This window comes from Georgenia thermotolerans (assembly GCF_009193185.1).
Taxonomy (GTDB): domain Bacteria; phylum Actinomycetota; class Actinomycetes; order Actinomycetales; family Actinomycetaceae; genus Georgenia; species Georgenia thermotolerans.
Genome location: NZ_VUKF01000003.1, coordinates 134,252 through 146,072 on the forward strand (window position 1 = coordinate 134,252; position 11,821 = coordinate 146,072).

The following is an 11,821-nucleotide window of genomic DNA, read 5'->3' on the forward strand; positions in this document are numbered from 1 at the left end:
CGTGCTCAGTGTGATCGTCTTCCTGCCCCTGGCTGCCGCGCTGGCCCTCGCCGCCCTGCCTCGGCTCGGCGACGCCGCCGCACGCTGGGCCTGGGTGGCGGTCGCGGCCGCGGACCTCGTCCTCGTCGTCGTGGTGTGGTCGCGCTACGAGCCCCCACGGGTCGGAGCGCTGGCGTTCGAGGAGCGGGCCCGGTGGATACCGGGCGTGAACAGCAGCTACCACGTCGGCGTCGACGGGCTGTCGCTGCCGCTGCTGGCGATGACCGCGGTGGTCTTCCTCGCCTGTGCCGTCTACGCGCTGCGCAGCCCCGAGCGCCCGCGCACCCGCGCCGCTCTGTTCCTCTTCCTGCAGAGCGTGAGCATGGGGCTGTTCGTCGCCGCGGACCTGATCCTGTTCTTCCTGTTCTTCGACCTGTCGATCGTGGGCATGTACTTCGTCATCGCCGGGTGGGGGCACAACAACGCCGGCCGCTCGGCGCTGAAGTTCTTCCTCTACACCTTCCTGGGCTCCCTGGCCCTGCTCGTCGGCTTCATCGGTCTGTACCTCGCGGCCGACCCGCACACCTTCGACATGGTCGCCCTGACCGCGCAGACACCCCTGACCGGCTCACCGGCCGCCGGGCTGGTGCTGGCCGCGATCGTCGTCGGGCTGGCCGTGAAGACCCCGGCCTTCCCGTTCCACACCTGGCTGCCCCCGGCCCACACCGACGCTCCCGCGGTCGGTTCGGCCGTGCTGGCGGCGGTGCTGCTGAAGATGGGCACCTACGGGTTCGTCCGGATCGCGATGCCGATGCTGCCCGAGGCATGGCGGGCCTGGGCGTGGGTGATCCTCGCCGTCGGCATCGTCTCGGCGGTGTACGGGGCCCTGGTGGCCCTGGCCCAGACGAACCTCAAGCGGATGGTCGCCTACACCTCGGTGAACCACATGGGCTACATCGTCATGGCGGTCGGCGCGGCGGGAATCGTCGCGGGCGACACCGCCCAGGCGCGCGCGATCGCGGTCACCGGCGCGGTCACCCAGATGGTCAGCCACGGGCTCGTCACCGGCGCCCTGTTCCTGCTCGCCGGGGTGCTGCAGGACCGGGCGGGAACCTACGACATGGGGTCCTACGGCGGACTGGCGCGACCCGCCCCGCGCTTCGCGGCGTTCTTCGCGGTCGGCGCCTTCGCCTCCCTGGGATTGCCGGGCCTGTCGGGGTTCATCGCGGAGTTCCAGATCTTCACAGGCAGCATCGCCGCCGCGCCGGTCACCGCCGTGGCGCTGCTGGGCATCCTCATCACGGCGGCGCTGTTCCTCCGCGCCCTGCAGCAGGTCTTCACCGGCACGACCCGCGCCCGGTCCGTCGGCTTCACCGACCTGCGGCCCGCCGAGCTGTGGGCGGTGGGCCCGCTGCTGCTGCTCTCGCTGGTCATCGGGGTGCTGCCCCGCACCCTGCTCGCCGTGATCGAGCCGGCGGCCCGGGCCGTCGTCGAGCTCGTCGGACGATGACGGCGGGGAGGTGACGATGCGCCCGCTGGTGCTCCTGCCGGAGATCGTGCTGTTCGTGGGCGGGCTCGTGGTCCTGGCCGGGGGGTCCTATCTCGCCCGGGACCGCCAGTGGGTCACGCGCGTGGTCGCCGCGACCGCCCTGGTCACCGCGATCGTCCTGTCTGCGGCCGGCGTCGTCCGGCCGGCGCAGGCGGCGATGGAGGGCACCTTCACCGTCGACGTCGCCACCGCCACGGCGCGGATCGTCGCCGCGGCGGGCACGCTCGTAGTGCTGGCGCTGGCCTCGGACGAGCTCGCCGGCTCACCGCGGGAGAGCGAGACGTACGCGCTGCTGCTGTTCTCCACCACGGGCACGCTGGTCCTCGCCGGCGCCGGCGACCTGCTCGTGGTGGCGGTCGGGTTCCTGCTCGCGAGCATCCCGCTCTACGGCCTGATCGGCATGGCGGCCACCCCGCGCGGCGCCGAGGCGGCGATGAAGACCTACCTGCTCGGCGCGCTGTTCGGCATCCTGCTGCTGGTCGGCGTCACCGTGCTCTACGGGGTCACCGCGACGACGTCGTACGCCGCGCTCGCCGGCCGGCTCGCGGGCGCCCCGGTGGGGGCGGTGGCCGTGGGAGCCGGGGCGGTGCTGTGCGGGCTGATGTTCAAGGCCGGCGGCGTCCCGGCGCACTTCTGGGTGCCCGACGCGGCGCAGGGAGCGGGGGGCGCCGTGGCGGCCTTTCTCACCACGGTGCCGAAGGTCGGCGCGCTGATCGCGGCCTACCGGCTCGTCGCGACGTTGCCCGGCACCGTGAGCTGGCCGTTGGCGGTGGCCGTCCTCGCGGTCGCCAGCATGACGCTCGGCAACCTCGCCGCCTACTGGCAGACCGACCCCAGGCGCCTGCTGGGCTGGTCCACCGTCAGCCAGGTCGGGTATGTCCTGGTGCCCGTCGCCGTGGCCGGCCGCACCGACCTCGCCCTCCCGTCGCTGCTGCTCTACCTCGCCGGCTACACCGTCACCAACCTCTCGGCGTTCGCGGTGACCAGCGCCTTCCCCCAGCGGCGCGACCTGCGGTCCTACCGCGGTCTGGCCCGGGCGCGGCCGTGGCTGGCGGCGTCGCTCGTCGTGGCGCTGCTCGGGCTCGTGGGGACCCCGCCCACCGTGGTCTTCGTCGGCAAGCTCACCACCACCACCGCCGTCTGGGACGGTGGCCACCCCTGGCTCGCCGTGGTCGTCTTCGTCAACACCGTCGCGAGCCTCTTCTACTACCTGCGGTGGATCGCGCCGGTCTACAGCCGGCGGGAGCCGGTCGAGCGGACGGTCGCCGGGTCGTTCACACCGGCCGCCTGGTCGGCCGCGGCGGCCGTCGTGACCGCCACGCTCAGCCTCGCCGCCGGGATCGGGTCGGGCCTGCTCTGGACCGCCTTCGCGGCCTGACCCTGCTGACCGCATCGACGACGACGGCGCCTAACTCCTCGGGGCGGCGCGGGTGACGAGCACGGGGCAGGGGGCGTGCTGGACGCAGTGCTGGCTGACCGAGCCCAGGAGCATCCCGGCGAAGGCCCCGCGTCCGTGGCTGCCGAGCACGAGGAGGTCGGCCTGCTGGGCGGCCTGGGTCAGCACCGCCGCGGGGTGCCCCTCCACGACCTGCGGGGAGACCGGCACGTCGGGCCGCTCGCCCAGCGCCGCGACGATGGTGCCCCGCAGGCTCTCGCCGACCTGCGCCTCGAAATCGGCGTTGGAGTAGTCCACGGGCATCCCGTAGGTGCTGGGTGGTTGCCACGCCTGCACGGCCCACAGCTCTGCGCCCGTGAGCTCGGCCTGGCGGGCGGCCCACCGGAGCGCGGCCTTGCTCGACTCCGAGCCGTCCACCCCCACGACGATCAGGGGCGGGGTGCCTGCGCTCGTCATGCCTCACCTCCGTGATGCCCGTCCCAGGTTCCCTCACCGCGGCGAAGTGCGTGGGACTCTCGGCGCGGAGCCCGGGGGACTTGCGGCCATCGAGCCGTCGGGACGGTCTCCGCCTCGTCGCCGATCCCAGCGGGTGCTGAGCGCGAGGTGGGCTGGGACTCTTGCCCGATGGAGGCGGTCGAGCGCTTGCGCGAACGTTTCTGGTTCCTGCCCGCGCTGATGTGCGTGGTGGCGGCGGTGGTGGCCGAGGTGCTGGTCGCCGTCGACCAGCGGGGGTTCCTGCCGCTGCCCTCATGGGCGGGAAGCTTCGTCTACCGGGTGGGGGAGAGCGGCAGCCGGGACATCCTCGCCGCCATCGCGACGTCCTCGTTGGCCGTGGCGGGCACCACGTTCTCCATCACCGTCGCGGTCCTGGCTCTGACCTCGTCGACCTATGGCCCCCGGCTGGTGCGCAACTTCATGGCGGACCGGGCCAACCAGGCCGTGCTGGGAGCGTTCGTCGCGACGTTCCTCTACAGCCTGCTGGTGCTCCGGTCGGTGCGTACTCTGGGCGACCCACGCAGCTCGAACGCCGAGGTGTTCGTCCCGCACCTGGCCGTGAACTTCGCGGTGGTGCTCGCCCTGGTCAACGTCGCGCTGCTGGTCTTCTTCATCCACCACATCGCCGACTCGATCCAGGTGACCACGATCGCCCGGCGGGTCAGGGAGGACCTGCGGGCGGCGGTGGACCGGCTCTATCCGGAGGAGCTGGGGAGCGGCGCGGCCGACGTTCCGGTCGATGACGAGGAGACGGGTGAGCGAAAGTGGGGGGCATCCGGGAAGGAGGGGGTCCGGGTCGAGGCGGGCAGGGCGGGGTACGTCCGGTTCATCCGTGACGACGCGCTGATGTCCGCTGCCCGGGGCAACGACCTGCTGGTCGAGATACAGGTCTACCCCGGCAGCTACGTCCTGCAGGACAGCGCCGTGTGCATCGTCCACCCGTCGGAGCACATGTCGGACGACGTGGCGAGACGGGTGCGGTCCGCGGTCGTCGTGGGTGACGCCCGGAGCCCCTATCAGGACGTCGGCTTCGCCGTCCAGCAGCTCACCGAGCTGGTGGTCCGTGCGCTGTCGCCGGGAACCAACGACCCGTTCACGGCGGTCAACGCCGTCGACGACCTCTCGGACGGTCTCTCGCTGCTCGCGACGCGCAAGATGCCCTCCCCATCACGGTTCGACCGAGATCACGTGCTGCGGGTCTACGCGCCGTATCCGGATGTCGTCGCACTCACGGCCTCTGTCCTGGACAACCTGCGCTGGTACGGGGCCGGCTCGCCGGCGGTCATGCACGCGGCGCTCACGCTGATCGAGCGGGTCGCCGTGCACGCCCGGCAGGAATCCGTCCGGGTCGCGTTGGGCCGGCAGGTCCCGGCGCTGGCCGAGGCGTTTCTCGCCGCCGGCCACCAGCCCCGGGATCTCGAGGCCTTCCTCGGCCGCGCCGAGCAGGTGTCCGCCGCCCTCGCCTGAGTCCGGGCGGAGGACGGGGCGAGCCGGTGCCGGGGCGTCGTGATCCAGGGAGCGGCCGTGGAAAAGAACGTCTTCGTCATCGCGCTCGCGGTGCTGGCTGTCGGGCTCCTGGCGGGCAGGTTGAGCGGCACGCCGGTGACGGCCGATGATCTTCACCGTGGCGGGGCTGCTGCTCGGCCCCGGCCGCCTCGGAGTGCTGCAGCTCAAGGTGGTCTCCTGCTGCTGCCGGCAGTGCCCGGCAGTGGCGACGGCGTTGCTTGCCGCCACGCTGGCGCCCACGGACGTCGCGCTGGGGCAGGCCTTCGTGAGCGACGACACGGTGCCGTCCCGCATCCGCCAGACGCTGACTGTGGAGGGCGGTCTCCTGCCTCGCGGTCCCGTTCATACCTGCACGGGCTCACGGCGGCCCCGCTCAGCGCCCGTTACGGCGCCGTCATGAAGCGAACGGGAAGGCAGCAGGATCCCGAGCAACAGCACGTCACCGAGCTGCCCGTCCGGCTCCCTCCCCACGGGGGTGCCTCTCACACCCGGCCGTGACACACGGGCCGTGGCGAGGAGGGAGGTGGCCCCTTCCGGGAAGCTCGCAGCGACGGTGCAGTCAGTCGTCTTCGGCGTCGCGCGTCGCGCGCTCCGCGTGCATGAGCCGTGCGAGCTGATCTGCCGGGAGGTGCGCCGTCGACCGGAGCGCAGTTCCCTCGAGCCACCAGACCTCGTCGCTGTCCTGGTGGCGGGCGAAGCCGATGCGGGCCCAGAAGCGTTCCGCGTCCGCCTGGGCGATACGGCGGGCGGTCGGGAGCATCTCGGCCCAGCCGGGGGGCTTGGGGACCAGGAGGATGGGAAGGCCGTCCTGGCCGATCAAGAACGCGTCGATGAGCTTGGTCGCGAAGTGCGGTCCCAGCTCGTGTCGGCGGCACCAGGGCTCGAGCGTCACGTGCTGGATGAGCAGGGCGACATGGGCGCGAGTGTGCGGGGACAGGACGCCGTCGGTTCGTCGTAGCAGCGCGCTCATGGCCTCGGTGTCGCTCACGAGGGACCGCAGCTGGTCCGTGCCGGCGTGCCGGGACAGTGCGCGGTTGGTCCGCCGCAGCAGCGCGGTCATGGCGTCGGTGTCACCGACGAGGAGGTCGAGCTGGTCCGCGACGGCGTCCCCGCCCGAGCGCAGGTCGGCGAGAAATCCGACGGAGCTCCCGAGCAGGAGGGTTGGGGCGCCGTGGCTCTCCAGGTAGAGGGAGGCCGCCCAGGGCCGCAGCAGGGGGGTCTGGTAGGGGCCGAGCTCAGCCCCGTGGGCAACGGTCAGGCTGATGACGCTGGTTCTGGCGGGTGGCGGTTCCCGCGGCGGAGCGTTCCGCACGGTTGGGGTCCTCGAGGGTCAGACCCCGCGGGCTTGCGGGCCCTCGGGATGGCGGGTGATGTCCACTGCGACCGTCTGGTTCTCTGCCAACTCGTGTCCCCGGGTTGAACCAGTTCACCGTTCCTCCGCTTCATTGTGCAACGCTCCCTGCCGGGCAGGCAGGTGCTTCGCGGTGCCATGCTGAGCACGAGACCGCGGCGCTCCTGCCGTGGTCTTCGACGGCACGGAGCACGCTGCGCCGCGGCTTCCCGCCGCGCCGGCGTCGGTCAGGGAGGCACGCGGTCATGGCGGTGGTGGACAACGTCATCTACGTCGACGGCGCCCGCGCGGCGAGCCCGGCCACCCTCGAGGAGACCTTCAACCTGCGCGACGAGTCCGGTGGTATGGCGTGGGTGGGGCTGTACCGCCCGGCCCCGGAGGAGGTCCACGCCGTCGCCCAGGAGTTCCACCTCCACCCGCTGGCCGAGGAGGACACCTACAAGGCGCACCAGCGCCCCAAGCTCGAGCGGTACGGCCACACCCTCTTCGTCGTGCTGCACCCCGCCCGCTACGTCGACGCAGCCGAGAAGGTGGAGTTCGGCGAGCTGCACGTGTTCATAGGCCCGGGCTTCGTCGTCACCGTCCGCCACGCCGAGTCGCCGAACCTGGCCCAGGTGCGCCGCCGGATGGAGGGCGCCCCGGACACGCTCCGCCTCGGCCCGGAGGCCGTGCTCTACGCCATCCTCGACCAGGTGGTCGACGAGTACGCCCCGGTGGTGGCGGGCCTGGAGAACGACATCGACGAGATCGAGGACCAGCTCTTCGAGAGCGACCAGTCCGTCTCGCGCCGCATCTACGAGCTCACCCGCGAGGTCATCGCCTTCCAGCGGGCGACCCACCCGCTCGTGCAGGTGCTCAAGAACCTCGAGCAGGGGTTCGACGTCTTCCGGGTCGATGTCGAGCTGCGGCACAAGCTCCGCGACGTCTACGACCACACGCTGCGCATCGTCGAACGGGCCGACTCCTTCCGGGCGCTGCTCCAGAACGCCCTCACGGTGAACTCCACGCTGGTGGCCCAGCGGCAGAACGACGAGATGCGCCGGCTCACCGAGGCGAGCTACCGGCAGAGCGAGGAGGTCAAGCGCATCTCGTCCTGGGCGGCGATCCTCTTCGCCCCGACGCTGGTGGGCACGATCTACGGGATGAACTTCCACAACATGCCGGAGCTGGGCTGGTACTACGGCTATCCGGCCGCGCTGGTGGCGATGGTGGTCATGGGCGTCGTGCTGTGGTTCGTGTTCAAGCGGCACCACTGGTTGTAGCCGCCCGGCAGCAGCGCTCGTCGGTGCTCAAGGTGCTGGCCAGGCAGGGCCGCGGAGCGAGCCCGCGCCCGGGCACTCCGGTTGCGGGCGTGACCCGCCTCCCCTAGACCTGGGACGACGGCCGCCACTGCGGCCTTGGCGGACGGCGGGAGGTCCGGTGAGCCAGCGCATCGAGGACTACGGCCCGATCGGGGACCTCCACACCATGGCCCTCGTGGGCCGGGACGGCTCCATCGACTGGCTCTGCCTGCCCCGGTTCGACTCCGGGGCCTGCTTCGCCCGCCTGCTCGGCGGCGACGACGCCGGCTTCTGGCAGATCGGGCCGGCCGCGGGGGGCGGGTGCACCCGGCGGCACTACCACGGCAACAGCCTGGTGCTCGAGACCGAGTGGGAGACCTCCGACGGCACCGTCCGGCTCATCGACTTCATGCCTCCGCGCGACGGCGCCGCCGACGTCGTCCGCATCGTCGAGGGCGTGTCGGGCCGGGTGCCGATGCGGATGGAGCTGCGGCTGCGCTTCGACTACGGCCACGTCGTCCCGTGGGTCCGGCGCCAGGGTCGTCAGCAGCTCTCGGCGATCGCGGGCCCCGACGCGGTCTGGCTGGACACCCCGGCACCGCTCGAGGGCCGGGACATGCGGACCGTCTCCGAGTTCGAGGTCGGTGAGGGGGAACGGGTGCCGTTCGTGCTCACCCACCACCCCTCGCACGAGCCGGCACCGGGGCGGCGGGACGCCGGGAAGGTCCTCGACCGGACCCTGGACTTCTGGCGGCGGTGGATGTCCGGCATCAAGTACGACGGCTCCTGGGAGGAGCCCGTGCACCGCTCCCTGATCACCCTCAAGGCGCTCAGCTACGAGCCCACGGGCGGGATCGTCGCCGCCGCCACCACGTCCCTGCCCGAGCAGCTGGGCGGCCCGCGCAACTGGGACTACCGCTTCTGCTGGCTCCGCGACGCCACCTTCACCCTCCAGGCACTGCTCGGCACGGGGTTCCTCAAGGAGGCCGGCGCCTGGAGGGACTGGTTGCTGCGCGCCGTCGCCGGGGACCCGGCGGACCTGCAGATCATGTACGGCATCGACGGCACCCGCCGGCTGACGGAGTACGAGGTGGACTGGCTCGCCGGCTACGAGGGGTCGCGCCCGGTGCGCATCGGCAACGCCGCGGTCGGCCAGTTCCAGCTCGACGTGTGGGGCGAGGTTCTCGACGGCCTGCATGTCGCCCGGATGGCCGGGATGACCCGGGAGGTCCCGGCGTGGGACCTCCAGCGCGCCTTGCTCGACTACCTCGAGGGCCACTGGCAGGACCCGGACAACAGCCTGTGGGAGGTGCGCGGCCCGCGGCGTGACTTCGTCCACTCCAAGGTCATGGCCTGGGCCGGCATCGACCGGGCGGTGCAGGGTGTGGAGCGGTTCGGTCTCGACGGCCCGGTGGACCGGTGGAGGGCCCTGCGCGAGCAGATCCACAGCGAGGTGTGCGCCAAGGGCTACGACGCCGACCGCAACACCTTCACCCAGTTCTACGGCTCTGAGGGCCTCGACGCCGCACTCCTGCTCCTGCCGCAGGTCGGCTTCCTGCCCTGGGACGACGAGCGGATCGTCGGCACGGTCGACGCCGTGCGGCGCGAGCTCGTCGAGGAGGGGTTCGTCATGCGCTACCGCCCCGACGCCGACGGCGGCGTGGACGGCCTGCCCGGCCACGAGGGCGCCTTCCTCGCGTGCAGCTTCTGGATGGCCAACGCCCTGCACGGCATCGGGCGGCGGGACGAGGCGACCGAGCTGTTCCAGCGCCTGCTAGGCCTGCGCAACGACCTCGGCATCCTCAGCGAGGAGTACGACGTCCACGCCCAGCGCCAGGTCGGCAACACCCCCCAGGCCTTCAGCCACGTCGGCCTGGTCAACACCGCCCGCCACCTCAGCGGCGCCCCTGCCGCGAAGGAAGCGGGGAAGAAGACCCCGAAGCAGTCCTAGGAGGCCGCATGCGCGCGCTCACCGTCGTCCCGCTCCAGGACGGCTCGCTCGAGGTCACCGACGTGCCCGAGCCCGACCCCGGAACCGGCGACCTCGTGGTCGACGGCGTCGCCCTGGGAGTGTGCGGCACCGACAGGGAGATCGCCCGCGGCGAGTACGGCTGGGCGCCCGAGGGGCACGACCGCCTCGTGCTCGGGCACGAGTCCCTCGGCCGGGTCCGGGAGGCGCCGGAGGGGTCCGGCTTCAGCGCCGGGGACCTTGTCGTCGGCGTGGTGCGCCGCCCCGACCCGGTGCCCTGCGGCGCGTGCGCCCGCGGGCAGTTCGACATGTGCCGCAACGGCAGGTACACCGAGCGCGGGATCAAGGAGCGCGACGGGTACGGCAGCGAGCGCTGGCGGGTGGAGCAGGACTACGCCGTGCGCCTGGACCCGCGGCTCGCGGAGGTCGGGATGCTCCTCGAGCCCACCACGGTCGTGGCTAAGGCGTGGGACCAGGTGGAACGCATCGGGCAGCGGTCCTGGTTCGACCCGCGCACCGTGCTCGTCACCGGCGCCGGCCCCATCGGCCTGCTCGCCGCCCTGCTGGGGGCGCAGCGGGGGCTGGAGGTGCACGTGCTCGACCGGGTCACCGAGGGACCCAAGCCCCAGCTCGTGGCCGACCTCGGCGCGACCTACCACAGCGACCCCGCCGACGACGTCGCCCGCAAGCTCCTGCCCGACGTCACGATCGAGGCGACCGGGGCGGCGCCCGTCGTCGTCGCGACCCTGGCGAACACCGGCGCCTACGGCATCGTGTGCCTCACCGGGGTGTCCTCCCGCGGGCGGCGGATCACCATCGACGCCGGGGCCCTCAACCGGGAGATCGTCCTGGACAACGACGTCGTCGTCGGCTCGGTCAACGCCAACCTGGATCACTACGCCGCGGGGGCCGACGCCCTCGCGAAGGCCGACCTGGACTGGCTGCGCCGGCTCGTCACCCGGCGGGTGCCGCTCGAACGCGCGGCGGAGGCGTTCCAGCCGCAGGAGGGCGACATCAAGGTCGTGATCGACCTGTCGGCGGCCTGAGACCCGCGCTACGGCTCCACTGGCTCGACGAGCTCCGGGCCGTCGTTGCGGACGTCGCCGACCGCCTTGGACACCGGCCGGGGGCGCAGCACCGGCTCGGGCATCGCCGCGACCATCTCACGGACCGTCTCGAGGTCCTCGATGCTCGGGTCCAGCCAGGCGTCCATGAGGTCCGCCGGCACCAGGAGCGGGGTGCGGTCGTGGATGTGGCCGATGGCGTCGGCGGCCTGGGTGGTGAGGATGGTGTTGGTCCACAGCCACTTGTCCGGGTGGTCGTCGGGCAGGGCCGGGTCGGGCCAGAGCTCGTAGAGCCCGGCGAAGGCCAGCACGCCCTCACCGTGGAGGAAGTAGGGCTGCTTGCCCTCGGGGGTCTTCTCCCACTCGTAGTAGCCGTCGGCGGCCAGCAGGCACCGCCGCCGCGCGGCGGCCTTGCGGAAGGCCGGCTTCTCGGTGACTGTCTCCGAGCGGGCGTTGATGAGGCGCGCGCCGCCGCGCGGGTCCTTGGCCCAGGAGGGCACGAGCCCCCAGCGCACCGTGCGCAGCTGGCGCACCGGCGAGGCGTCGGGTTCCTGGCGCGGCGCGCGTTCGAGCACCGCGCGCACCCGGTCGGTGGGGGCGACGTTCCACGACGGCGGCAGCTCCTCGCCGACGACCTCGTCGATGGCGAAGGCGGTGACCAGGTCGGCGTCACGGCGGGCGTTGGCGTAGCGACCACACATGGGGCCAGTGTGCGACACCGGGCCTGCACGCGCCGGGGCAACCGGGACGTCCCGCTGCGGTTGCCATGGTGGTGCTCGACTCCGGCACGCGGCGGGAGAGCGTGCCGCGGCCGGTGCGCCACACTGGGGGCATGGCGAGGTCGGGGCGCGGATCGATGATGCAGATCGGGAAGTTCGCCGAACGGACCGGGGTGTCGATCCACACGCTGCGCCACTACGACGACGTGGACCTGCTGCGCCCGTCGGGGCGCAGCGACGGCGGTTTCCGCCTCTACACCGAGGACGACCTGGAGCGGTTCCTCGTCATCCGACGGATGAAGCCGCTGGGGTTCTCGCTGGAGGAGATGCGCCAGGTGCTCGAGGTCGTCGACGCCCTCCCAGACGCGACGGGGCCGGACCGGGAGGCGCTGCGCCGGCGGCTGGACGCCTTCATCGCGGCCGCGCAGGAGCGGCGGGCGAAGGTGCTCGCGCAGGTCGCGATGGCGGACGAGTTCATCGGCCTGCTCGAGCAGCGGCGCTCCTCCTGACCCG

11 protein-coding genes are annotated in these 11,821 nt (G+C 72.5%); 8 read left to right on the plus strand and 3 right to left on the minus strand.

What is annotated here, in order from left to right; all coding sequences use genetic code 11:
• The first annotated feature begins 1 nt into the window (after position 1).
• Positions 2 to 1,489, plus strand: a complete 1,488-nt coding sequence (locus GD970_RS02475) for a complex I subunit 4 family protein (RefSeq protein ID WP_152200441.1) — start codon at positions 2 to 4, stop codon at positions 1,487 to 1,489.
• 16 nt (positions 1,490 to 1,505) lie between these two features.
• Positions 1,506 to 2,906, plus strand: coding sequence for an NADH-quinone oxidoreductase subunit N (locus GD970_RS02480; protein ID WP_152200352.1), 1,401 nt, complete (start codon positions 1,506 to 1,508; stop codon positions 2,904 to 2,906).
• Positions 2,907 to 2,936: 30 nt separating this feature from the next.
• Here the strand turns inward: GD970_RS02480 and GD970_RS02485 are convergent, their stop codons facing one another.
• On the minus strand, positions 2,937 to 3,380 hold the full coding sequence (locus GD970_RS02485) for a universal stress protein (protein ID WP_152200354.1): 444 nt from the start codon (positions 3,378 to 3,380) through the stop codon (positions 2,937 to 2,939).
• Between the two features lie 168 nt (positions 3,381 to 3,548).
• Here GD970_RS02485 and GD970_RS02490 point away from each other — a divergent pair, with 168 nt between their 5' ends.
• Positions 3,549 to 4,886, plus strand: a complete 1,338-nt coding sequence (locus GD970_RS02490; RefSeq protein ID WP_152200357.1) for a DUF2254 domain-containing protein — start codon at positions 3,549 to 3,551, stop codon at positions 4,884 to 4,886.
• Positions 4,887 to 5,031: 145 nt separating this feature from the next.
• Positions 5,032 to 5,325 (plus strand): hypothetical protein, encoded by a 294-nt coding sequence (locus GD970_RS02495; protein ID WP_152200359.1) that lies wholly within the window; start codon positions 5,032 to 5,034, stop codon positions 5,323 to 5,325.
• Between the two features lie 159 nt (positions 5,326 to 5,484).
• Here GD970_RS02495 and GD970_RS02500 read toward each other — a convergent pair whose 3' ends face one another.
• Positions 5,485 to 6,237 (minus strand): hypothetical protein, encoded by a 753-nt coding sequence (locus GD970_RS02500; protein ID WP_152200361.1) that lies wholly within the window; start codon positions 6,235 to 6,237, stop codon positions 5,485 to 5,487.
• Positions 6,238 to 6,521: 284 nt separating this feature from the next.
• Between GD970_RS02500 and GD970_RS02505 the strand changes: the two genes are divergently transcribed.
• From GD970_RS02505 to GD970_RS02515, 3 genes are all read left to right on the plus strand, one after another.
• Entirely contained in the window at positions 6,522 to 7,538 is a 1,017-nt protein-coding gene (locus GD970_RS02505; protein WP_152200363.1) for a magnesium and cobalt transport protein CorA, read from the plus strand.
• Between the two features lie 157 nt (positions 7,539 to 7,695).
• Complete coding sequence (locus GD970_RS02510; RefSeq protein WP_226925097.1) at positions 7,696 to 9,507, plus strand: glycoside hydrolase family 15 protein; 1,812 nt, start codon at positions 7,696 to 7,698, stop codon at positions 9,505 to 9,507.
• 8 nt (positions 9,508 to 9,515) lie between these two features.
• Positions 9,516 to 10,571: a glucose 1-dehydrogenase gene (locus GD970_RS02515; protein ID WP_152200365.1), complete on the plus strand. Its 1,056-nt coding sequence runs from the start codon at positions 9,516 to 9,518 to the stop codon at positions 10,569 to 10,571.
• A gap of 8 nt (positions 10,572 to 10,579) precedes the next feature.
• On the opposite strand, the gene GD970_RS02520 is transcribed toward GD970_RS02515, so the two are convergent.
• Positions 10,580 to 11,290 (minus strand): SOS response-associated peptidase, encoded by a 711-nt coding sequence (locus tag GD970_RS02520; protein ID WP_152200367.1) that lies wholly within the window; start codon positions 11,288 to 11,290, stop codon positions 10,580 to 10,582.
• A gap of 131 nt (positions 11,291 to 11,421) precedes the next feature.
• Between GD970_RS02520 and GD970_RS02525 the strand changes: the two genes are divergently transcribed.
• Positions 11,422 to 11,817, plus strand: a complete 396-nt coding sequence (locus tag GD970_RS02525) for a MerR family transcriptional regulator (RefSeq protein WP_152200370.1) — start codon at positions 11,422 to 11,424, stop codon at positions 11,815 to 11,817.
• Positions 11,818 to 11,821 lie beyond the last annotated feature (4 nt).